Below are 23207 nucleotides of genomic sequence, written 5' to 3'. Positions count from 1 at the left end.
GTCGACAACGTGCGCGACGTGGTGAGCGAAGGGCTGAACGCGGGCACGGACACGGTCCGCAGTGGGCTGAGCTACGCGCTGGGTGCGAACGTCGAGAACCTTGTGCTGACGGGCACGGCGCACCTGAGCGGCACGGGCAACGCGTTGGCCAACGTGATTACCGGCAACAGCGGCAACAACGTGCTCTCTGGCGGCCTTGGCGATGACGTGCTGCTGGGTGGGGCCGGCAACGATGCGTTGCTGGGTGGGGCCGGCAACGACTGGCTGTCCGGCGGAGAGGGGTTGAATACGCTCACCGGTGGAGCCGGCGAGGACGTGTTCTATTTCGACGCCGCACCTGTTCCGGGCACGCTGCAGACGATTGCTGATTTCAGTCTCATCGACGACCGCATCGTATTCGACGCAACGGTGTTTGACGCGCTCGGCGCCGGTTTCGACGATACGCCGGCCGCTCTGCCCTCCGAACTTCTGCAGGTTGGCAGTGGCAGCGCAGCGGCCGATGGCGATGTGCGGCTGATCTACGACACCGCGGCTGGCGCGCTGTACTACGACGCGGATGGCAACGGCGCAGGCGACGCGGTCCAGATTGCCCAGTTCACGGGCAAGCCCTTGCTGTCGGCCGATCATTTCGAGGTGCTGGCGTCCTGATCTGAATGCGTTCGCGTTCTGGAACGGTGAACCGCCGCGTGCGCGCTAAACTCGGCGCATGAACCGACCGGACGATCCGCTGCAGCGCTCCACCGCTTCGCTGCGCCTGCATTTCCACAATGGCGAGCGGCTGGGGCCGGGCAAGATCGAGCTGCTCGAGCACCTGGCGCGCGAGCGGTCGATCTCGGGCGCGGCGCGCGCGATGGGCATGGCCTATCGGCGCGCCTGGTTGCTGATCGACGACATGAACCGCATGTTCGCCGAGCCGGTAGTGAAGACTTATCCCGGTCGTTCGCAGGGCGCCGGCGGCGCCGAGCTGACGCCCTTCGGCGAACGGCTGATCGCACTGTTCCGCGCCGCTGAGCGGCGAACGGCCGGCGCGGTCGCGCTGCAATTGCGCGAACTGGACGAAGCGCTCAATCCGCAGCCGGCAGTTCAGGCGCCACGTCGGGACGCGGACGCCGGTTGAAGCCGACGCTGCGGCTGTCCAGTGCCACCGATTTCACCATCACCCAGACTGCCGTGCCCTGCTGCAGGCCGAGCCGGTCGCAGGATTCGCGCGTGACCAGTGCGCGCAGCGAACTGCTCCCGAGGTCGACCGCGACGTCGGCGTAAGGACCTTCGCGCGGTGTGATGCGTGCGATCCGGCCGGGCATCTTGTTGGTGATCGACACGTCCATCGGGCGCGACAATGCCAGTGCGACGTCGCGGGCGCGGATGCGTACGCGCACCGCGCAACCAGGATCAAGATCGATGCGCGGCACGCGCAACTGGCCGTCGGCGAAGCGCAGCGTGGTCAGCGCATAGTCGTCGTTGTGCTGCAGCACCGTACATTCCAGCACCGAGCCCGCTTCGTAGCGGCCGATCAGCGGCGAATGCTCGGGACGCGACATGATGTCGCCCAGTTCGCCGCTGGCGACGGTGCGGCCTTCGCTGACGATGACCAGATGGTCGGCCAGTCGTGTCACTTCCTCGATCGAATGGCTCACGTAGAGCACCGGCAGTGCGAATTCCTGCGCCAGCCGTTCGATGTAGGGCAGCACTTCGGCCTTGCGCGGCGCGTCCAGCGAGGCGAGCGGTTCGTCCATCAGCAGCAGCCCTGGTTGCCGCAGCAGCGCGCGGCCCAGCGCCACCCGCTGGCGCTCGCCGCCGGACAGGTGATGCGGCCGGCGGTCGAGCAGGTGGGCGAGGCCGAGCACCTCGATCACGCTGTCCCAGTCCACCGGGCGCGGCCCGCGCGCGCGTTTCAGCCCGTAACGCAGGTTTCCACTCACCGACAGGTGCGGAAACAGCCGTGCATCCTGGAACACATAGCCGACGCTGCGGGCTTCGATCGGCAGATCGATGCCGGCGTCGGCGTCGAAGAACACGCGGTCGCCGACCGCGATGCGTCCGCGCGACGGCCGCACGATGCCGGCCACCGCGTTGATCAGGCTGCTCTTGCCGGCACCGCTGCGGCCGAAGATGGCGCTGACGCCGCGCGACGGCAACGTGACGTCCGCGTCGAGATCGAGCGCGCCGAGCCGGGCGCCGAACTGCAGTTCGATCATGGACGCCCCAGCCAGCGCTGCGTGCGCCGGTTCAGCCATTCAGACAGCGTGATCGCGGCCACCGCCAGCGCCATCGACAGACCGACCAGACGCAAAGCGATGGCATCGCCGTCCGGCGTCTGTGTCGCGGTGTAGATGGCCAGCGGCAGCGTACGCGTCTCGCCTTCGATATTCGACGCAAAGGTGATGGTGGCGCCGAATTCACCGAGGCTGGCGGCGAAGGCCATCATCGCGCCGGACAGGATGCCGGGCAGCATCATCGGCAGCGTGATCGTGCACAGCACGTCGAGCCGGCCGGCGCCGAGCGTGCGCGCGGCCAGTTCGATACCGCGGTCGACGCCGTCCAGCGACAGCCGGATCGCTCTCACCATCAGCGGAAAGGCCATCACTGCCGCGGCCACCACCACGCCTTCGGTGGTGAAGATGAGCTGGATACCGAAGGTGTTCTTGAGCCAGGCGCCGAGCGGCGCGCGCGTGCCCAGCGAGATCAGCAGCAGGTAGCCGATTACCACCGGCGGCAGCACCAGCGGGGCGTGCACGATGCCGTCGAGCAGGGCGCGACCGGGCAGACGAGTGCGTGACAGCAGCCAGGCGACGCCCAGCGCGAAGGGCAGGCACAGCGCGGTGCTGGCCAGCCCGACACGGAGGCTGAGCAGCAGGGCGTCCAGTTCGATGTCGCTCATCTATCCTTATTTGAGGCTGAAGCCATATCGGGTAAATACCGCCACCGATTCCGTGCCACGCAGCCACTGCATGAAGGCGCGCGCGGGGGCCGTGTCCTGTCCGGCGACGATGGCAGCAGGATAGGTGATCGGCGCGTGTGTGTCAGCGGGAAACACACCGGCGACGCGCACCTTGGGCGATACGGCCGCATCCGTCGCATAGACGATGCCGGCCGGCACTTCGCCGCGTTCGACCAGCACCAGCGCCGCGCGTACCGAATCCGCGCGCACCAGTTTCGGTTCAGCGACCTGCCATGCACCGAGCCGGGTCAGTGCGTCCTTCGCGTACTTGCCGACCGGCACGTGGGCCGGATCGCCGGTGGCCAGACGACCGTCGCCGAGCAGCGCGGCGAGATCGAAGCCAGGTTTCAGCGTGATCGATGCCTTGCTGTCGGCCGGCGTCACCAGCACCAGGCTGTTGCCGAGCAGGTCGGTACGCGTGCCGGCGGCGAGCAGCTTGCGCTCGGCGAGGTAGTCCATCCACTGCTCGTCGGCCGACAGGAAAACCTGTGCCTGGGCGCCGGCTTCGATCTGACGTGCCAGCGCCGACGAGGCGGCGAACGAGAACTTGACTGTGTGGCCGGAGCGCGCTTCAAAGGTCTTGCCGATGTCCTGCAACGCATTGGTCAGACTGGCCGCTGCGAATACGACGAGGGTGTCCGCGTGGACGACGCTGGCGACGAGGCTCAGTGCAAGTGCCGACAGCAGGCGGATGGGCAGCAGGCGCGCGAGTTTCATGGTCTTTCCTGTATAAAGTGGAATACAGGATAATCCTACGACGAAAAACGGCGTGTGCTGCGGCGATGGACGAAAAAAAAGCCGGCGGCTGCCGGCTCTTTCTCGTGCTTCGTCGATGTTCAGCGCACCAGCGCGTCGGCGGTCGGCGCGATCGCTGCAAACAGGTCGCGCATCGTCGCGATGCTGGCGGCCTGTACTGCATCTGCGCGCACGGTGCCACCGTCGGGCAGCGGAAGGTCGCGCGTCGCGGTGGCGGCCGCGACCACGGTGGGCGCGTAGCCGAGGTTGAAGGCGCCGCGCGCAGTCGAGTTCACGCACATATGCGTCATGAAACCGGCCAGCACGAGCTGCTTCACGCCCAGCTTCTTCAGCTCCTCGTCGAGCGAGGTCTGTACGAAGCTGTTCGGGTAGTGCTTGGTGATCACCGTTTCGCCAGCCAGCGGCGCGACGATGTCGGCGATGCGGCCGATCGTCGCATTGACGTCGTAGGGCGTGCCCGGACCGGCGTCGTGCTGGATGTGGATGACCGGGCGGCCGAGTTCGCGCGCGCAGTCGAGCACACGGCGCGCTTCGAGCAGCGCCGCTTCGACGCCGCTGAGCTGCATGACGCCTTCACGGTAGGTGTTCTGGCAATCGATCATCACCAGGGCGGCGTCGGCAAGCAGGCCCGGCTCGTGGCCGAGGCCCATCAGGTCGCGCAGCGTCGTCAGTGAACTCATCGGTGAGGTGTCCTTTCAGGTGGTGGAGGTTTCCTGCTCCTGCATGTGCTGCAGCGCTTCGGTGACCAGCGGCAGCAGACCGGTGTCGCCGCCGCGGTTCATGTGGTCGATGATCGCACGGCGCATGCGCGGTTCCCAGAAGCGACGGATGTGGGCGGCGACTTCGCGCACCGCTTCGTCGTGGTCGGGGTAGCTGTGGAAGAACTGGCCGATCTGGTTGGCCATCTTGACGAGATTGTGGATGTCCATTGCTTATTCCGTTCGATTCTTCGGTTCGGTATAGATCGCCATGCGGCCGTCGCGGACGAAGCCGCACAGCGTGACGCCGCTGCGCTGCGCGAGATCGATGGCCAGCCCGGTCGGCGCCGAAATCGCCGCCAGCAGGCCGCCGCCGACGCTGGCGAGCTTGAGCACCATTTCGTAACTGGCGCGGCTGGTGACGACCGCGAAGCCCTGCGCGGTGTCCACGCCGGCCAGCGCGACGGCGCCGATCAGCTTGTCCAGCGCGTTGTGGCGGCCGACGTCTTCGCGTACGGCGAACAGCGTGCCGTCGGCGTGTGCCCAGGCGGCGGCGTGCACCGAGCCGGTCAGCGCATGCAGCGCCTGACCTTCGCCGAGCGCGACGAAGGCCCGGTGGATGGCCGCTTCATCGACCCAGGGCCGCGCGGTCACCGGCTTCACCTCGCGCGATACCTGGCCGAGACTGTCCACGCCGCACAGTCCGCAGCCTGTGCGCCCGGCCAGAGAACGGCGACGCGCCTTCAGCGCTTCGAAGGCGCGGTTGGACACTTCCATCCGCACCTCGATGCCGTCGGCGTGGTGCGCCGTGTCGACATCGTGGATCTCGGAGGCGCGTGCGACGATGCCTTCAGCCAGGCTGAAGCCGGTGCCGAAGTCCTCCAGATCGGCCGGCGTGGCCAGCATCACGGCGTGCGAAATGCCGTTGTACACCATGGCCACCGGCACTTCTTCGGCCACGCATTCGACGCTGGCCGCGCGCACACCGCCGCTGACACGCACGGCGCTGCGCAAACGCTGGGCGGGGTGCAACACGGCCTCACCCGCGTCGCCCGCCTCGTCGCATGCGAGCAGCGGCCCACCCACGTCGAGTGCCTGTACGGCGCCCATGCCTCAGACCTTCTCGCGCTTCTTCGGCAGCAGGTCGATCTGCTGCTGCGAGAAGTCGCGATAGCGCTGCTGCCATTCCGACGGCTGGGTCACGCGTGTCACCTCGACCGCGGTCACCTTGTACTCGGGGCAGTTGGTGGCCCAGTCGGAGTTGTCGGTGGTGATGACGTTGGCGCCCGACTCCGGGAAGTGGAAGGTGGTGTATACGACGCCCGGCTGCATGCGCTCGGACACCCGTGCGCGCAGTACCGTCTCGCCGGCGCGCGAGGTGATGCCCACCCAGTCGCCCTCGTTGATGCCGCGCGTTTCGGCGTCAGCCGGATGGATTTCCAGGCGGTCTTCGTCGTGCCACATCGAGTTCGCGGTGCGCCGCGTCTGCGCGCCGACGTTGTACTGGGAAAGTATCCGGCCGGTGGTCAGGATCAGCGGGAAGCGCTTCGACGTACGTTCCTCGGTCGGCACGTACTCGGTCAGCATGAAACGTCCCTTGCCGCGGACGAACTGGTCGATGTGCATGATGGGAGTGCCTTCCGGCGCCTGTTCGTTGCACGGCCACTGGATGCTGCCCAGTTCGTCCAGCCGCGCGTAGCTGACGCCGTGGAAGGTGGGCGTCAGCCGCGCGATCTCGTCCATGATTTCCGACGGGTGGCTGTAGTTCATCGGATAGCCAAGGGCGTTCGACAGCATGCAGGTGACTTCCCAGTCCTCCTTGCCGGCCAGCGGCGGCATCACCTTGCGTACGCGCGAGATGCGGCGCTCGGCGTTGGTGAAGGTGCCGTCCTTTTCGAGGAAGCTGGAACCGGGCAGGAACACGTGCGCGAACTTCGCGGTTTCATTCAGGAACAGGTCCTGCACCACCACGCATTCCATCGCGCGCAGCGCCGCTTCGACATGCTGCGTGTTCGGGTCGGACTGCACGATGTCCTCGCCCTCGCAGTAGAGACCGAGGAAGGTGCCGTCCATCGCCGCTTCGAACATGTTCGGGATGCGCAGGCCCGGTTCCGGCTGCGGCTCGACGCCCCAGGCATCCTTGAACAGCATGCGCGTGGCGGCGTCGGACACGTGGCGGTAGCCCGGCAGTTCGTGCGGGAAGCTGCCCATGTCGCAGGAGCCCTGCACGTTGTTCTGGCCGCGCAGCGGATTCACGCCCACGCCTTCGCGGCCGATGTTGCCGGTGGCCATCGCTAGGTTGGCGATGCCGATGACGGTGGTCGAGCCCTGGCTGTGCTCGGTCACGCCGAGGCCGTAGTAGATCGCCGCGTTGCCGCCGGTGGCGAACAGGCGGGCGGCGGCGCGCACGTCGGCCGCCGGTACGCCGGTGTGCTGTTCCATCGCTTCCGGTGAGTTCTCGGGCTTTGCAACGAAGTCGCGCCACTGTTCGAACGAATGCCACTCGCAGCGCTCGCGGACGAAGTCTTCCTTGACCAGGTCCTCGGTCACCACCACGTGCGCCATCGAGGTGATCAGCGCGACGTTGCTGCCGGGCTTCAGTTTCAGGTGCTGTTCCGCCTGGATGTGCGGCGAGCGCACGAGGTCGATGCTGCGCGGGTCGACCACGATGAGCTTGGCGCCTTCGCGCAGGCGGCGCTTCATCTGCGAACCGAACACCGGGTGGCCGTCGGTCGGGTTGGCGCCCATCACCATGATGACGTCGGCCTTCATCACCGAATCGAAGGTCTGGGTGCCGGCCGATTCGCCCAGCGTCTGCTTCAGGCCGTAGCCGGTGGGCGAGTGGCACACCCGTGCGCAGGTGTCGACGTTGTTGTTGCCGAAGGCTGCGCGAACCAGCTTCTGCACCAGATAGGTTTCTTCGTTGGTGCAGCGGCTGGACGTGATGCCGCCGACCGAGTCACGGCCGTGTTTGGCCTGGATGCGCTTGAATTCGGAGGCGGCGTAGTTGATCGCCTCGTCCCAGCTGACCGGCTGCCAGGTGTCCTCGATGCTCTTCCGGATCATCGGCGTGGTGATGCGGTCGGCGTGCGTGGCGTAGCCGAAGGCGAAGCGGCCCTTGACGCAGGAGTGGCCGTGATTGGCGCCGCCGTCCTTGCTCGGCACCATGCGTACCACGGTCGTGCCCTTCACCTCGGCGTCGAAGGAGCAGCCGACGCCGCAGTAGGCGCAGGTGGTGGTGACCTTCTTTTCGGCCTGACCGTGCTCGATCACGCCCTTCTCCATCAGCGTCGCGGTCGGGCAGGCCTGCACGCAGGCGCCGCAGGACACGCACTCCGATTCCATGAAGGGCTGGCTTTCGCCCGGGCTGACGCGCAAATCAAAGCCGCGGCCGGAAATGGTGAGCGCGAACGTGCCCTGCGTTTCTTCGCAGGCACGCACGCAGCGGTTGCAGACGATGCACTTGGACGGGTCGTAGCTGAAGTAGGGATTGGATTCGTCCTTCTCCTTCGTCAGTGCCGACAGCAGGTCGAAGTGGTTCTTGCCCTTCATGCCATAACGCACTTCGCGCAGGCCGACCACGCCGGTCATGTCCTGCAGTTCGCAGTTGCCGTTGGCCGAGCAGGTCAGGCAGTCCAGCGGGTGGTCGGAAATGTAGAGCTCCATCACGCCGCGGCGGATGTCCGCCAGCTTGGGCGTCTGGGTGCGCACCTGCATGCCGGCTTCGGCGATCGTCGTGCAGGATGCCGGGTAGCCGCGGCGACCTTCGATCTCGACCAGGCACAGGCGACAGGAGCCGAAGGGCTCCAGGCTGTCGGTCGCGCACAGCTTCGGAATGCTGTTGCCGCATTCCTGCGCGGCGCGCATGACCGAGGTGCCGGCCGGCACCGTGACTTCGATGCCGTCGATCGACAGCGTGACTTCCTTTTCCGACTCGCGCGCGGGCGTGCCGTAATCGGTTTCTCTGGGTAATGACATGGCTGTTCTCCTGGATTCTCGCGTGCTCAAGCCGCTTCGGTCTTGTCGACGCCGAAGTCTTCGGGGAAATGGTTCAGTGCCGACAGCACCGGGTAGGGCGCCATGCCGCCGAGCGCGCACAGCGAGCCGTTGAGCATGGTGTCGCACAGCGACTGCAGCAGCGCGATGTTCTTGCCGCGCTGTTCGTTGGCGACGATGCGGTCGATCACCTCGACGCCGCGCGTCGAGCCGATGCGGCAGGGCGTGCATTTGCCGCAGGATTCGATGGCGCAGAACTCCATCGCGTAGCGCGCCATGTGGGCCATGTCGACCGTGTCGTCGAACACGACGATGCCGCCGTGGCCGATCATCGCGCCGTTCTTCGCGTACTCCTCGTAGTCGAGCGGCAGGTCGAACTGCGACGCCGGCACGTAGGCGCCGAGCGGACCACCGACCTGCACTGCGCGCACCGGACGACCGGACAGCGTGCCGCCGCCGAAGTCATGGATCAGTTCGTTCATGGTCAGGCCGAAGGCCTTCTCGACCAGCCCGCCACGCTTGATATTGCCGGCCAGCTGGAAGGGCAGGGTGCCGCGCGAGCGACCCATGCCGAAGTCACGGTAGTGCGCGCCACCCTTGGCCAGGATGATGGGCACCGACGCCAGCGAAATCACGTTGTTGATGACGGTTGGCTTGCCGAACAGGCCCTGCAGCGCCGGCAGCGGCGGCTTGAAGCGCACGATGCCGCGCTTGCCTTCAAGGCTCTCCAGCAGCGAGGTCTCTTCGCCACAGATGTAGGCGCCGGCGCCCAGGCGCACGTCCAGTTCGAACGCCTTGCCCGAATTGCGCACGTCCTGGCCCAGCCAGCCGGCGGCGCGCGCTCGACGGATCGCCTCTTTCAGCGTGGCGAAGGCGTGCGGGTATTCCGAGCGCAGGTAGATATAGCCCTCGGTCGCGCCGACCGCGATGCCGGCGATGGTCATGCCTTCGATCAGGCAGTACGGGTCGCCCTCCATGATCATGCGATCGGAGAAGGTGCCGGAGTCGCCCTCGTCGGCATTGCAGACGATGTACTTCTGGTCGGCGGAGGCGCCGAGCACGGTGTTCCACTTGATGCCGGTCGGGAAGGCGGCGCCGCCGCGGCCGCGCAGGCCGGAGTCGGTCACTTCCTTCACCACGTCGGCACCGCTCATCGCCAGCGCGTTGTCGAGGCCGACGAAGCCGCCGTGGTCGACGTAGTCATCCAGGCTCAGCGGGTCGGTGATGCCGATGCGCGCGCTGGTCAAGCGTTCCTGATTCTTCAGGTAAGGAATGTCGTCGGTCGGGCCGAGCGAAAGCAGGTGCTGGCCGCCGGTCACGAAGCCGGCGTCGAACAGCGCAGCGACATCCTTCGGCTGCACCGGACCGTAGGCCATGCGGCCGGTCGGCGTCTGCACTTCCACCATGGGTTCGAGGAAGAAGGCGCCGCGCGAGCCATTGCGCACCAGCTCGATCGCGATGCCGCGCTTCGCCGCTTCGGCGGCGATCGCCTTTGCCACCTTGTCCGCGCCGAGCGACAGCGCGGTCGAATCGATGGGAACGTAGATGCGCGTGCTCATGCCGTCACCTCCGCGCGCAGCTCGGCCACGATTTCGTCGAAGCGTTCCGGCGTGACGCGGCCGACGATGTCGTCATCGATCCGCAGCGACGGACCAACGGCGCAGTTGCCGAGGCAGTACACCGCCTCCAGCGTCACTGCACCGTCTGCGGTTGTTTCGTGGAAGTCGATGCCGAGACATTTCTTCGCGTGCGCTTCGAGCGCAACGGCACCGACGGCCTGACAGGCCTCTGCCCGGCAGACCTGCACCACGTGGCGGCCGGGCGCGTGGCTGCGGAAGTGGTGATAGAAGGTGATCACGCCGTGCACTTCGGCGCGCGACAGGTTCAGTCCCTTGGCGATGACCGGCACGGCCTGTTCCGGCACGTGGCCGAACTCGTCCTGGATGGCGTGCAGCATCGGCAGCAGCGCGCCGGGCAGATCGGCGTGCCGGTCGACCAGCGACTGCAGCTGCCGCCCGTCGACACCGGGGGTGGGGTGGTGCGATGACATGGCTCTCTGTCTCCTGCTGAATTCCTAATTGGAACTCTTGTTCATAATTGCTAATCAGCCACCATCAAGGTCCAATAATGGCTTCGCAATGCAGGTTAGCAGCCGACTTTGCTTTTAACGATATGAAAACAAATGCCTAACATGCGCATCCAGATCGAACCGGCGTGGCGCTTCCGCAATGCCGAAGGACGGGAGATCGATCCGCTGCTTTTCCGGGTGCTGGCCGCCGTGCAACGCAGTGGAAAACTGACCGAGGCGGCGCGCGAGGTCGATTTTTCCTACCGCCATTGCTGGAACCTGATCCGCACCTGGTCGGCCTTTTTCGGCACGCCACTGGTCGAGCTGTCACAGGGCAAGGGTGCGGAGCTGACGCCGCTGGGCGAGAAGCTGACCTGGGCGGCGCAGCGCATACAGGCGCGGCTGACGCCGCAACTGGAGAACCTGTCGGTGGAGATCGACCGCGAGATCAACGCGGCACTGATGGACACGCATCCGGTGCTGCGGCTGCATGCGAGCCACGGTTATGCGATCGCGCTGATGCCGGAGCTGATGGAGCGGGTGGCCGGCGTGCGGCTGGAACTGCAATACCTCGGGTCAATCGACGCGCTGGGTTCGATGTCTCGCGGCAGCTGCGACATCTGCGGCTTCCATCTGCCGAGCGGACGCGTCACGCCGGAACTGGCGGCGCGACTGAGCCGTTACCTGAAGCCGCGTGCGCACCGCGTGATCCGTCTGGTCACGCGCACGCAGGGCCTGTTCGTCGCCGCCGGCAATCCGCTCAACATCCGCTCGCTGCAGGATCTGGTGCGCCCCGACGTGCGCTTCATCAATCGTCAGGCCAGTGCCGGTACGCGCGTGCTGCTCGACCTGTTGCTGGCCGAACAGACCATCGATGCCGACGACATCAGCGGCTATGAAACGGTGGAATTCACGCACGCGGCGGTGGCGGCGCACATCGCCAGCGGCATGGCCGACACCGGCTTCGGCGTCGAAGCGGCCGCCAGCCAGTTCAAGCTCGATTTCGTGCCGATCGCCGAGGAGCACTACTTTCTCGCCTGCCGGCTGGAGACGTTGGAACTGCCGTCGATGCAGCGCATGCTCGATGCGCTGAAGTCGCCTGACTTTGCGAGCGCGGTGTCTACGCTCCCCGGCTATGCGCTCAATTCGCCCGGCGAAGTGCTGTCGGTGGTCGAGGCGCTGCGCGCCTGAGCACCGCTGGAGGTGGAAATGAAAAACGCCGCATCAAGCGGCGTTTTTCTCTCAAGGCGGCCCGGGTGATCAACCTCGACGCATCGCGTCGAAGAACTCCCCGTTGCTCTTGGTCGCCTTGATCTTGTCGAGCAGGAATTCGATCGCTTCCAGATCGTCCATGTTGTACAGCAGTTTGCGCAGTATCCAGATCTTCTGCAGGATTTCCGGCTTCAGCAGCAGCTCTTCGCGGCGCGTGCCCGAGCGGTTCACGTTGATGGCCGGGTAGACGCGCTTTTCCGCCATGCGCCGGTCAAGATGGATTTCCATATTGCCGGTGCCCTTGAATTCTTCGTAGATCACGTCGTCCATGCGGCTGCCGGTTTCGATCAGCGCGGTGGCGATGATGGTCAGGCTGCCGCCTTCTTCGACGTTGCGCGCAGCGCCGAAGAAGCGCTTCGGCTTCTGCAGCGCGTTGGCGTCCACACCGCCGGTCAGTACCTTGCCGGAGGCCGGCTGCACCGTGTTGTAGGCGCGGGCGAGGCGGGTGATCGAGTCGAGCAGGATGATCACGTCCTTCTTGTGCTCGACCAGACGTTTGGCCTTCTCGATCACCATCTCGGCGACCTGCACGTGGCGGGTGGCCGGTTCGTCGAAGGTCGAGGCAACCACTTCGCCCTTCACCGAACGCTGCATCTCGGTCACTTCTTCCGGGCGCTCGTCGATCAGCAGCACGATGAGCAGCGCTTCCGGGTGATTCACGGTGATCGCGTGCGCGATGTGCTGCATCATCACCGTCTTGCCGGTCTTCGGCGGCGCCACCAGCAGCGCGCGCTGGCCCTTGCCGATCGGCGCGATCATGTCGATCACACGCGAGGTCGTGTTCTCTTCGCCACGCATGTCGCGTTCAAGCTTCAGCGGCTCGGTCGGATGCAGCGGCGTCAGGTTCTCGAACAGAATCTTGTGCTTGGTCGCCTCCGGCGGCTCGCTGTTGATGCGATCGACCTTGACCAGCGCAAAGTAGCGCTCACCGTCCTTGGGCGTGCGGATCTCGCCTTCGATGGTGTCGCCGGTATGCAGGTTGAAGCGGCGGATCTGGCTCGGCGACACGTAGATGTCGTCGGTTCCCGCCAGATAGCTCGCTTCCGGCGAACGCAGGAAACCGAAGCCGTCGGGCAGCACTTCCAGCGCACCGTCTCCGAAAATGCTCTCGCCCTTCTTCGCCCGGTTGCGCAGGATGGCGAACACGAGTTCCTGCTTGCGCAGCCGGTTGGCGCCTTCGATCTCGAAGGACTGGGCCATTTCGAGCAGCTGGCTGACGTGGAGTGCTTTCAGTTCGGAAAGGTGCATGGTGAAGATGTGCGACAGGCGGGGTGGGGAGATGGAGCGGTCCTCCGCTCCGGCGGGCTGGGCGCGGATTCGCGCCCGCCGCGGGGTAGGTGTTACAGGTGGCTGTCCAGGAAGGCGGTCAGTTGGGACTTCGACAGGGCGCCGACCTTGGTCGCCTCGACATTGCCGTCCTTGAACAGCATCAGCGTCGGAATGCCGCGGATACCGAAGCGCGCAGGCGTTTCCTGGTTCTCGTCGATATTGACCTTGGCCACGCGCAGCTTGCCGGCGTAGTCACGCGCGACCTCGTCGAGGATGGGAGCGATCATCTTGCACGGACCGCACCACTCGGCCCAGTAATCGACCAGAACCGGCAGGTCGGCCTTGATGACCTCGGCTTCGAAACTGGCGTCGGTGACGTGGTGGATGTGTTCGCTCATTGTTTCCTCGCGGTGCTTGACTGGGAAAGTGGATTCGGTGAATCGGAAGGTCTTCGGGGGTGTATCGGGAAGAACCGGATGCCTCATGCTGGACGCCACGGTTCGGGACGCCTGCAGGACTGGATGGATGTTGCGTGCCGAAAGGTGAGTGTCGGGTCGCTGGACTGGGTTTTCCGGCCACTCACGGAGCGGCCCGGTTCGGGGCTTGCTGAAACCCGGCCGCCGGGGTGATCACGGTATCGGCGTCCCCTGCGTCGGAGTTCAGGGTTTCTGCACTGTTTGCAAGATGCTAATACAAAAAACAGTCGGGCGTGCAGAGGCAGATGGCAAGGAAATACAAAAAGTCATGGCGACATGTCGCAGCGGCACGACAGCGTGGGCGAGGTGCCGCCCCGCCCCGGTGCTAAACTCCCGCGTCCGGAAGAGGTGCGGCGCGCCTGTGTTTCGCAGTCTGCAGGCTGCCCCCGCGCGCCGAAGCCCCTTGTGAATTCAGCCTTTTTCAGCCCATGCATGGCCTGCCTGCGAGTGCAGAGCCCCCGCCCAACGGAGAAATCATGACCTACGTCGTCACCGAATCCTGTATCAAGTGCAAATACACCGACTGCGTCGACGTGTGCCCGGTCGATTGCTTCCGCGAAGGCCCGAACTTCCTGGTGATCGATCCGGACGAGTGCATCGACTGCACGCTGTGCGTCGCCGAATGTCCGGCCGAAGCCATTTTCGCCGAGGACGACGTGCCGGCGGACCAGGTGCAGTTCATCGAACTGAATGCCGAACTGGCCAAGGAATGGCCGGCCATCATCGAGCGCAAGGACGCGCTGCCCGACGCCGACGACTGGGCCAAGGTGAAGGACAAGCTCGGCATGCTCGAGCGCTGAGCGCGCTCCCCGTTTCCCTTGTTCGCCCGCGCTGACGCATGAGCGGAGCGGGTTTCGACTCCGTCACGCTGCCCCCCGGTCCGGACCTGTTCGGCCGGGTGGCACGCATCCTCCTCGATCGCCACGGCGACGCGCTCGCCGACTGCGACCTCATCCTGCCGACCATCACGCTGGCACCGGCGCTGCGCAGTGCGCTGTCGGCCGCGGCCGACCGTGCGCTGTTCATGCCGCGCGTGCTTACGCCGCAACTGCTGGCCGCGCGCTGGCGGGGCGATGCGGCGACCGATCCCGATTCGCGGCGACTGCTCGGGCTGGTCGCCCAGTTGCGCCGGGTCGGCTGGCTGGGTGACGCCGACCTGTGGGCGGTCGCACGCGAGCTGATGGATCTCGCCGACACGCTGGCCGATGTGCCGGTGCCGGACGAGGCCGCGCTGGAGGGCGCATTCGCCCGGGCGCACGCGCTGCACGACAGCGCGGCGCTGTCGCTGGAGGCGCGGCTTGTTCACGCGGTGTGGCTGGCCGACAGCACCGGCACGCCCGGTCACGCCCGGGCGACGACGCAGGCGCTTTACCGCGCAGCCGCGTCTGCGCGGCGGCCCGTAGTGCTGCTGGCCGACACGCTTGATCGCGCTCCGGACTGGCTGGCTGCGTTCGCGCGACGCGTTCCGGTGCTGCACATCGGCGTACGGCGTGCGGCGGATGAAGACGCGCTTTCGCGCGCGCTCGATGCCGCCTGGCCAGTCGCCGCCGACGACGCGCGCACGCTGTGGTCGCGCCGCGTGCCGGCAGACGCGGCGCAGCGCCTGCGCGACCGCGTGCGGCTGGTCAGTGCGCAATCGCTCGAACAGGAAGCGCAGCACGCCGCCACATGCCTTGCGCGCTGGCTGGCGGAGGGGCGCCGCCGCATCGCCCTGGTCGCCAGCGACCGCGAAGCCGCTCGCCGTACCCGCGCCCTGCTCGAACGCAGGCAGGTACTGCTGGCCGACGAAACCGGCTGGAAGCTGTCCACCACGCGCGCCGCTGCGACGGTCGATGCCTTTCTGCAGTGTCTGGCGTCCGACGGCTATCACCGCGATCTGCTCGATCTGGTCCGGTCGCCCTATGTCGCGGGCGGCATGGATGCCGACACGCACGCGCGGGCGATCGCCGAGGTCGATCACTGGGTGGTGCGCCGCAATCATGTCGACGGGCTGCAGGCCTTGCTCGCCGATGCGGCGCGCGAACTGGCAGGGCGGGCCGGTGCGGCGCTGATGGTTCCGTTTGCGCAGGCGGCGAACCTGATGCCGACCCAGGCCGCGCCCGCTGCCTTCTGGATCGAACGGCTGCTGGCCGCGCTCGACGCGCTGCAGGCGCGCACGGCCTTGCTGCAGGACGCGGCCGGCGCACAGGTGATCGCACTGCTCGAACAGCTGCGCGCCGACAGTAGTGGCGTATCCCTGGCGCTGACCTTTGCCGACTGGCGTCAGTGGCTCAACGGCGAGTTCGAACGGGCGCTGTTCCGCGACACCGCGATCGACAGTCCGGTCGTGCTGACCCATCTTGCGGCGACCCGACTTCGCGTGTTCGACGCCGTGTACGTGATCGGCGCCGACGGCGAACATCTGGCGCCGCCGCAATTGCGCGGCGCACTCGGTCACGAGGGGCTGCGACGCGAACTGGGGCTGGCCGATACGCAGCAGGCGGCACGCCAGCTGCGCGAGGACGTCGCCGGGCTGATCCTGAACAGTGAAGAAATCGTGTTCAGCTGGCAGGCCCAGCGCAATGGCGAAGCCAATCTGCCCGGTGCCGATCTGCAGCTGCTCGACCTGATGTTCGTGCGCGCCGGGCTGCCGAGTGCGGTCAGCGCCGCGCCGGCACAGCCCGATCCCGAACCGGCCGCGCTGCCGCGCCAGACCAGCGCACCGGTGCTCGACGCCGTACGGGTGCCGCAGCGGCTCACCGCCAGCGCGATGGCCGATCTGATGGCCTGCCCCTACCGCTACTACGCGCGCCGCGTGCTTGGTCTGGGCGAGGGCGACGAGGTCGAGGAAACGATGGGCAAGGGCAGCGTGGGCGAACTGGTGCATGCGCTGCTGCACGATTTCCATATTGCCCATCCGCGCCTCGACAGCGAAACGCCGCAGGCGCTGGCAGGCGACATGCGCGCGCGCATCGCCGCCGCCTTCGATGGCGCGATCGGCCGCAACTTCCAGGAGCACGTCTGGGCCGATCGCCTGCACGACCGCGCCGACGCCTACGTTGCCTGGGCCTGCGCGCGCGAGGCTGAGGGCTGGGTGTTCGACAGCGGCGAGCAGTCGCGCGCGCGACCGCTCGACTTGCCGGACGGCAGTGCGCTGTCACTCGAAGGCCGCATCGACCGCATCGACCGCGGTGCGGCGGGCGTGTCGTTGCTCGACTACAAGCTGCGTAGCAGCGAAGCCGTGAAGAAGAGCCTGCAGGGCGGTGAAGACCTGCAGCTCGCCTTCTACACGCTGCTTGAAGGCGACACGGTCAGCGAAGCCGCCTATCTGGCGCTCGACGAGCCGGCACCGGTGCCGCATCCGCAGGCCGAGCCGCACGCGGCGGCCGAAGCGCTGCAGGGACTGATCGGAACGCTGTTCCCGGCGCTGCGTGCCGGTGCTGCGCTGCCTGCGCATGGTGACGACCGCGCTTGCGCCCACTGCGACATGCGCGGTCTGTGCCGCAAGGACTGGCGCGCATGAACGACGGCCTGCGCGCGCTCGATCCATCGGCCAGCGTCGTCGTCGAGGCCTGTGCCGGCAGCGGCAAGACGTGGACCCTGGTGTCGCGGCTGATCCGCCTGCTGCTGGCCGGCGTGGCGCCGGGCGAGATACTGGCCATCACCTACACACGCAAGGCGGCGCGTGAGATCGACGAGCGGCTGCAGCACTGGCTGGGCGAGCTGGCGGTGGCGGACGACGCCGGCGTGATCGCCTTCCTCGATCAGCGCGGGGTCGACGCGCGCGACGACGCGGCGCTGATCGAGCGTGCGCGCGGCTTGTTCGAACACGTCGCCGGCGCCCGCCCGGGGCTGACGATCAACACCTTCCACGGCTGGTTTTCATCGCTGCTCGGCGCCGCGCCGCTGTCGGCCGGCCTCGGCGGGCTGCAGCTGGCAGAGCGCACCGCACGCCTGCGCGACCAGGCCTGGGGTGTGCTGATGCGACGTGCCGGCAGTGCGCCGGATGGCGAACTGGCGCAGTCGGTGCGCTGGCTGCTCGCGCAGGCCGGTCTCGCTGGCGCGCGCAGCCTCGCCGAATCGCTGATCGAGCGGCGCGCCGAGTGGCAGGCCTGGCTGGCGGCGCACGACGGGCTCGACGGCGTGTTCGCGCATCTCCAATCTTTCTTCGGCGCCGATCGTGAAGCACCGGTCGATGCACTGGCGCAGGACGCCGCGCTGCGCGCCGCAGTGCTGGAACTCGCGAAGCTGCTGGGGCAGGGCACGGAGGCGCAGCAGCGCAAAGCGGTGGCGCTGGAGACGGCCGCCAGCCAGCACGACGCCCAGGCCTTCTTCGACGGGCTGTGCGCCGAACTGCTGACCCGCGCCGGACTGCCGATCGCGTTCAAGCCGGGCAAGTCGATGGAGAGGATCGGCGCGGCCGAGCGCACGCAGCAGTTGTTCGAGTCCTGCGCCGAGCGGCTGCTGGCCTGTCTGCACGCGCTGAGCGACCGCGCCGCCTGGGAACTGAACCGACACGCGCTGACCGTTGCTTCGGCCATGCTCGACGCCTACGATCAGGTCAAACGCAGTGCCGGCGTGCTCGACTTCGGCGACCTCGAATGGCACGCGGCGCGCCTGCTCGGCGACGCGCAGACCGGCCCCTTCGTGCAGGCGCGGCTCGACGCGCGCTACACCCACCTGCTGCTCGACGAATTCCAGGACACCAATCCGCTGCAGTGGCAGGTGCTGATGCACTGGCTCGACGCCTACGCGCCGGATCAGGTGCAGCCGCGCGTGTTCGTGGTGGGCGATCCGAAGCAGTCGATCTATCGCTTCCGCCGCGCCGATCCGCGCATCTTTGCGCACGCGCGCACGGCTTTCGCCGAGCGTTTCGGCGCCATCGACATCCGGCGCAATGAAACGCGGCGCAGCAGCCCGGCGGTGGTCGAGGTGGTCAATGCGCTGTTCGGTGCGCTCGACGTGTTCGAAGGTTTTGCGCCACACGGCACGACGCAGCTCGGCCTGCCCGGCGCGGTCGAGGTGCTGCCGGCTTTCGGCCACGACGTCGATGCGCCGGACGAAGCGACGTCTTCCGATTCTGGTCTGCGCAATCCGCTCACCACGCCGCGTGTGACGGTCGAGGACAGCCGGCGCCGTCGCGAGGCCGACGCGATGTGCGCGCGCTTGCAGGCGATGGTCGGGCGGGTCGCCGTGCGCGATGCGCACACTGGCGCGGTGCGGCCCGCGCGCTACGGCGACATGATGATCCTGCTGCGCCGGCGCACCGGTCTTGCCGTCTACGAGGCGGCGCTGCGCGCACATGGCATTCCGTACTTCGGCGCCAGTCGCGGCCGTCTGCTCGACACGCTGGAGGCGGCCGATCTGCAGGCACTGCTGCGCTTCCTCGCCGCGCCGGCCGATGCGCTGGCGCTGGCGCACGTGCTGCGCAGCCCGCTGTTCGCGCTGTCCGACGCGCACCTGCTGCGCCTGACCAGCGCCGGCCCCGCGCTGTGGCCGGCCCTGCGCGCTGCGCGGGGAGGCGACGACGCCGGACTGGCGCGTGCGGCGTCGCTGCTGAGCGACTGGCTGGCCGCGGCTGTGCAACTGCCGGTGCACGATCTGCTCGACCGCGTGTTCCATCATGGCGAGCTGATGCAACGCTATGCCGCCGTGGTTGATCCGATGGCCTGGCCGGGCGTGCGGGCGAATCTGGACGCTTTCATGGAACTCGCGCTCAAGGTCGATAGCGGCCGCTTCCCAAGCATGCCGCGCTTTCTCGACGAGCTCGCGCGATTGCGCAACGAGGACGACGAGGCGCCGGACGAGGGGCTCATCCTCGGTGAGGACCCGGCACGCGGCCGCGTGCGTGTGCTCACCGTGCATGCGGCGAAGGGGCTGGAGGCGCCCATTGTCTGGCTGGCCGACGCCATCGCGAAGCCGCGCGCCGACAGCGGTGCGCGTGTGCTTCTGGCGTGGCCGCCGGGTGCGCCGGCGCCTGAACACCTGTCGCTGCTGCAGCGCAAAGAGAACCAGGGGCAGGCGCGCGCCCGTTTCATCGACGCTGAAGCGCGCGCCGCGGCGCGCGAGGACGCCAATCTGCTGTACGTCGCGGTCACCCGCGCGCGGCAGTTTCTGTTTGCCAGCGGCGTCAGCCCGGCGCGGGGCGTGGCGGACGACAGCTGGCTGGCGCGTCTGCAGACTGCGCTGCGCGCTTGCCCGTCGGTACAGAGCACCGACGACGGTGCGCTGCGCCTGAGTGCAGGCGCGGCCGATGCGTGCCCCGACATCGATACGGTTGCCGCGGCGCCGACAGCTGTCGAAGCGCTTCCATTGGCACCGGTGGGCGAGCGCCGCGTGGTGGTGCCGATGAACGACGCGCAGATCTGGGGTACCGGCCTGCATGCCTGGCTGGAAGCGCTGGCCTGCGGCGAGCCGCCGCCGCCGCGCCCGCCGGCGCTCGATGCGGCGCGCTGGAGCGAACTTGAGCGCCTTGCGCGCGCCACGATCGAGAGCGCTGCGCTGCGCCGTTTCTTCGATCCGGCGCTGCATCGCTGGGCGGCCAGCGAAGTGGAATTCGTGCTGCCTGACGGCAGCCTTGGCCGCATCGATCGCCTGGTCGAGTTCGACGACGAGATCTGGATACTGGATTACAAGAGCGGGGAGGACGCGGGATTCGCCGAGGAATATGCCGAACAGCTGAGTCGCTACGCCGAGTCGGTACGCCTGATCCGCCCCGGCAAGACGCCATGCGCCGCACTGCTGCGGCCTGACGGGCGTCTGGATCGCCTTTTCTGAACGCCGGCGCTTTGCGGCGCCGACGCTTTTGACTACCATCGACGCATGGTCATCCGCAGCGCGCACCCCGTGCCCGCGCGGCGAGGAGGAGAGTGGCAACCATGCAAGTACATGAAATCCTGCGCATCAAGGGCACCGTGCTCTACACGGTGGCACCGCAACAGACGCTGGGTAACGCAGTCGTCACGATGACCGACCTCGACGTCGGTTCGCTGGTGGTGATGGAGCATGGCCGCATGGTCGGCATGCTCACCTTCCGCGAAGTGCTGCGCTCGGTGCGGGCGTCCGGCGGCGACTGGCAGTCGCTGACCGTATCCGCCGTCATGCATCGCGATCCGGTGACCGCTCACCCGGACATGGAAGTCGACGAACTGCGCCGGCTGATGCTCGAACACCGCTGTCGCTATCTGCCCATCATGGAAGGCGATACGTTGATGGGCGTGCTGTCTTTCCACGATGTCGCACGCGCGATGCTGGAGGAGCAGAGTTTCGAGAACCGCATGCTCAAGAGCTATATTCGCGACTGGCCGATGGAAGACATGTCGGGTTGATGCCCGGCCGCACGATCATGCAGCACGCTGCCACCTTCGCACGGCAGCGGCACGATGACGCGAGGAGGCGGTAATGGAGAAGGTGTGGCTCAAAAGCTACCCCAAGGGTGTTCCGGCCGAGATCGATCCGTCGGAGTTCATGTCGGTCGGCGAGGTGTTCGAGCGCAGCTGCCGGGAGTTCGCGGAGCGCGATGCCTATGTCTGCATGGGCAAGGCGATCAGCTACGCAGAACTTGACCGCCTCAGTGCCGCCTTCGCGGCCTACCTGCAGTCGGTGCTCGGCCTCGCGCCGGGGTCGCGCGTCGCGATCATGATGCCCAATGTGCTGCAGTACCCGGTGGCGATGTTCGGCGCACTGCGTGCCGGCTACACGGTGGTGAACTGCAATCCGCTGTATACGCCGCGAGAGCTCGAACACCAGCTCAACGACAGCGGTGCGGAAGTCATCGTCGTGCTGGAAAACTTCGCGTCGACGCTGCAGCGCGTGATCGAGCGCACGTCGGTGCGCCACGTCGTCGTCACCGCGCTGGGCGATCTGCTGCCAGCGCCCAAGGGCTGGATCGTCAATCTGGTCGTGCGCCACGTGAAGAAGATGGTGCCGTCGTTCGACCTGCCGTCGGCGGTCCGCTTCAACGAGGCGATCAAGCTGGGGTTGGGACACACGCTGAATCCGGTCAATGTCGTGCACGAAGACATCGCCTTCCTGCAATACACGGGTGGTACGACCGGTGTGGCCAAGGGCGCCATGCTCACCCATCGCAACATCGTGTCCAACATGATGCAGGCTGATGCCTGGATACGGCCCTTCGTGAGCGGGCCGCAGATCGTCATCACCGCGTTGCCGCTGTATCACATCTTTGCGCTGACCGCGAATTGCCTGGTATTTCTGAAGCTCGGTGCGACCAACATACTGATCACCAATCCGCGTGACATTCCGGGTTTCGTCAAGGAACTTCAGAAATATCGCTTCACCGTAATTACCGGTGTCAATACGCTGTTCAATGCGCTGCTGAACAATCCGGATTTTGCTCAGCTCGATTTTTCCGGATTGCGCGTTTCGTTGGGCGGCGGCATGGCAGTGCAGCGTGCGGTCGCCGAACGCTGGAAGAAAATCACCGGTCAGCCCTTGATCGAAGCCTACGGCCTGACCGAAACCTCGCCGGCAGTGTGCATCAATCCGCCGGATCAGAAGGAATTCAACGGCGCGATCGGGCTGCCTGTCCCGTCCACTGAAATATCGATACGTGACGACGAGGGGCGGGAGGTGCCGCCGGGTGAAACCGGAGAATTGTGCGTGCGCGGACCGCAGGTGATGAAGGGTTACTACCGTCGTCCGGCGGAAACCGCCCAGGTGATGACGGCCGATGGATTCCTGCGCACCGGCGATGTCGCCACGGTCGACGAGGCCGGTTTCGTGCGCATCGTCGACCGCAAGAAGGACATGATTCTGGTGTCCGGCTTCAACGTCTATCCGAATGAGGTCGAGGACGTCGTCGCCGCCTGTGCCGGCGTGCTGGAGTGCTGCGCGATCGGGCTGCCGGACGAGCATTCGGGCGAGGTGGTGAAGGTGTTCGTCGTCAGCAGGGACGCGACGCTGACCGCCGATGCGGTGATCGCCCACTGCCGGACCCAGCTCACCGCATACAAGATTCCGCGCCACGTTGAATTCCGCAGCGAACTGCCGAAGACGAATGTAGGAAAGATATTGCGCAGGGCGCTCAAGGAAGAGGCCGCGGCGGCGCGGAAGCAATGAATGAAAAAGGCACCTTGCGGTGCCTTTTTTGTACGCGACCGAATCGAGATCAGGACACGCGGGCGGCAGCAAGTTCGTCGGCGCTCATCGCTGCAAGCCAACCCGGCTTGCGGCCGGCAGCACCAATTTCCTTGATTTCGCCGGTGGCCGGATTGCGATATTTGCCGGGCGCGATCTTCACCTTGGTTGCAGCAGCGGGACGACCCGAGCGACGTGCTGCACCGCCGGCAAGGCCGACATCGGAGGCCGACAGATTGTATTTCTTGATTTTGGCACGCACGTCCGAAATGACTGCTTCGAGCTCCGCCCGGCGCACTGCTTCTGCCTGTTGCTGCAGTTCCGCGATTTTTGCCATCAATTCGTCGTAGCTCTGACCGGACATTGCGTTGTCTCCATGGGTTGAGGAAATCGAATGATAAGCGCGGAAATTCATTCCGTAAATTGATTTGATCGAATTTCCGCTCGTAATTCGATCAGGGTGCAATATCATTTTGCGCGGGAAAATGCGGCCGGCATCGGCGCGCGCGGTGACGGTGAAACAGCGTGAAACGATAGGCCGCTTGACGTGGGTCAAGACCCGGAAGCGGGCGAGCACCTAACCTTCGGGCCGGATCATGCGTGCGTGCGCCCATGCGGGCGTGGCGGTGCAATTTCAATGTGGGAGCAGGCAA

Annotated in this window: 20 protein-coding genes; 8 read left to right on the top strand and 12 right to left on the bottom strand. The window is 66.6% G+C overall.

Features of this window, described 5'->3' with window-relative positions; all coding sequences use genetic code 11:
* Together AC51BJ_RS04295 and AC51BJ_RS04290 are read left to right on the top strand one after the other, a co-directional pair.
* On the top strand, positions 1 to 648 hold a 648-nt coding region (locus AC51BJ_RS04295; protein WP_496279433.1), incomplete at its 5' end, for a calcium-binding protein.
* Between the two features lie 58 nt (positions 649 to 706).
* Complete coding sequence (locus tag AC51BJ_RS04290; RefSeq protein WP_496279432.1) at positions 707 to 1117, top strand: winged helix-turn-helix domain-containing protein; 411 nt, start codon at positions 707 to 709, stop codon at positions 1115 to 1117.
* On the opposite strand, the gene modC is transcribed toward AC51BJ_RS04290, so the two are convergent.
* The 9 genes from modC to AC51BJ_RS04245 form a co-directional block, all read right to left on the bottom strand.
* The gene (modC, locus tag AC51BJ_RS04285) at positions 1065 to 2237 is read right to left on the bottom strand and encodes a molybdenum ABC transporter ATP-binding protein (protein WP_496279431.1); all 1173 of its coding nucleotides are present in this window, start codon (positions 2235 to 2237) and stop codon (positions 1065 to 1067) included. The two genes, AC51BJ_RS04290 and modC, sit on opposite strands and share 53 nt — an antisense overlap.
* On the bottom strand, positions 2195 to 2881 hold the full coding sequence (modB, locus tag AC51BJ_RS04280) for a molybdate ABC transporter permease subunit (protein WP_019919380.1): 687 nt from the start codon (positions 2879 to 2881) through the stop codon (positions 2195 to 2197). Before modB ends, modC begins: the two co-directional genes overlap by 43 nt.
* 6 nt (positions 2882 to 2887) lie before the next feature.
* The gene (modA, locus tag AC51BJ_RS04275; protein ID WP_496279430.1) at positions 2888 to 3658 is read right to left on the bottom strand and encodes a molybdate ABC transporter substrate-binding protein; all 771 of its coding nucleotides are present in this window, start codon (positions 3656 to 3658) and stop codon (positions 2888 to 2890) included.
* Between the two features lie 119 nt (positions 3659 to 3777).
* Positions 3778 to 4377: a cysteine hydrolase family protein gene (locus AC51BJ_RS04270; RefSeq protein ID WP_496279429.1), complete on the bottom strand. Its 600-nt coding sequence runs from the start codon at positions 4375 to 4377 to the stop codon at positions 3778 to 3780.
* A 15-nt stretch (positions 4378 to 4392) separates the two neighbouring features.
* A complete protein-coding gene (locus tag AC51BJ_RS04265) occupies positions 4393 to 4626 on the bottom strand; it encodes a formate dehydrogenase subunit delta (protein WP_496279428.1) in 234 nt (77 codons plus the stop codon).
* Between the two features lie 3 nt (positions 4627 to 4629).
* Positions 4630 to 5481 (bottom strand): formate dehydrogenase accessory sulfurtransferase FdhD, encoded by an 852-nt coding sequence (fdhD, locus tag AC51BJ_RS04260; protein ID WP_496279436.1) that lies wholly within the window; start codon positions 5479 to 5481, stop codon positions 4630 to 4632.
* 27 nt (positions 5482 to 5508) lie between these two features.
* Positions 5509 to 8373 (bottom strand): formate dehydrogenase subunit alpha, encoded by a 2865-nt coding sequence (fdhF, locus tag AC51BJ_RS04255; RefSeq protein WP_496279427.1) that lies wholly within the window; start codon positions 8371 to 8373, stop codon positions 5509 to 5511.
* A 26-nt stretch (positions 8374 to 8399) separates the two neighbouring features.
* The gene (locus AC51BJ_RS04250) at positions 8400 to 9950 is read right to left on the bottom strand and encodes a formate dehydrogenase beta subunit (RefSeq protein ID WP_496279426.1); all 1551 of its coding nucleotides are present in this window, start codon (positions 9948 to 9950) and stop codon (positions 8400 to 8402) included.
* A complete protein-coding gene (locus tag AC51BJ_RS04245; RefSeq protein ID WP_496279425.1) occupies positions 9947 to 10441 on the bottom strand; it encodes a formate dehydrogenase subunit gamma in 495 nt (164 codons plus the stop codon). Before AC51BJ_RS04245 ends, AC51BJ_RS04250 begins: the two co-directional genes overlap by 4 nt.
* Positions 10442 to 10573: 132 nt before the next feature.
* Between AC51BJ_RS04245 and AC51BJ_RS04240 the strand changes: the two genes are divergently transcribed.
* Positions 10574 to 11650, top strand: coding sequence for a substrate-binding domain-containing protein (locus AC51BJ_RS04240; RefSeq protein WP_430433056.1), 1077 nt, complete (start codon positions 10574 to 10576; stop codon positions 11648 to 11650).
* A 69-nt stretch (positions 11651 to 11719) separates the two neighbouring features.
* Here the strand turns inward: AC51BJ_RS04240 and rho are convergent, their stop codons facing one another.
* Positions 11720 to 12979: a transcription termination factor Rho gene (rho, locus tag AC51BJ_RS04235; RefSeq protein ID WP_019919371.1), complete on the bottom strand. Its 1260-nt coding sequence runs from the start codon at positions 12977 to 12979 to the stop codon at positions 11720 to 11722.
* A gap of 92 nt (positions 12980 to 13071) precedes the next feature.
* A complete protein-coding gene (gene trxA, locus AC51BJ_RS04230; RefSeq protein ID WP_008062188.1) occupies positions 13072 to 13398 on the bottom strand; it encodes a thioredoxin TrxA in 327 nt (108 codons plus the stop codon).
* Positions 13399 to 13952: 554 nt separating this feature from the next.
* Here trxA and fdxA point away from each other — a divergent pair.
* The 5 genes from fdxA (at position 13953) to AC51BJ_RS04205 (ending at position 22536) form a co-directional block, all read left to right on the top strand.
* Positions 13953 to 14276, top strand: a complete 324-nt coding sequence (fdxA, locus tag AC51BJ_RS04225) for a ferredoxin FdxA (RefSeq protein WP_019919370.1) — start codon at positions 13953 to 13955, stop codon at positions 14274 to 14276.
* A 38-nt stretch (positions 14277 to 14314) separates the two neighbouring features.
* Positions 14315 to 16978, top strand: coding sequence for a PD-(D/E)XK nuclease family protein (locus tag AC51BJ_RS04220; RefSeq protein ID WP_496279424.1), 2664 nt, complete (start codon positions 14315 to 14317; stop codon positions 16976 to 16978).
* A complete protein-coding gene (locus tag AC51BJ_RS04215; RefSeq protein ID WP_496279423.1) occupies positions 16975 to 20232 on the top strand; it encodes a UvrD-helicase domain-containing protein in 3258 nt (1085 codons plus the stop codon). Before AC51BJ_RS04220 ends, AC51BJ_RS04215 begins: the two co-directional genes overlap by 4 nt.
* A gap of 101 nt (positions 20233 to 20333) precedes the next feature.
* On the top strand, positions 20334 to 20783 hold the full coding sequence (locus AC51BJ_RS04210) for a CBS domain-containing protein (protein WP_024300604.1): 450 nt from the start codon (positions 20334 to 20336) through the stop codon (positions 20781 to 20783).
* A 73-nt stretch (positions 20784 to 20856) separates the two neighbouring features.
* Complete coding sequence (locus AC51BJ_RS04205) at positions 20857 to 22536, top strand: long-chain-fatty-acid--CoA ligase (protein ID WP_496279422.1); 1680 nt, start codon at positions 20857 to 20859, stop codon at positions 22534 to 22536.
* Between the two features lie 49 nt (positions 22537 to 22585).
* On the opposite strand, the gene AC51BJ_RS04200 is transcribed toward AC51BJ_RS04205, so the two are convergent.
* The gene (locus AC51BJ_RS04200; RefSeq protein ID WP_496279421.1) at positions 22586 to 23131 is read right to left on the bottom strand and encodes an H-NS histone family protein; all 546 of its coding nucleotides are present in this window, start codon (positions 23129 to 23131) and stop codon (positions 22586 to 22588) included.
* Between the last annotated feature and the right edge of the window lie 76 nt (positions 23132 to 23207).

The sequence above is a fragment of the Methyloversatilis sp. S146-33 genome, assembly GCF_059552495.1.
The sequence above is the reverse complement of the archived record's forward strand: the minus strand, read 5'-3'. Positions and strand labels throughout refer to the sequence as shown.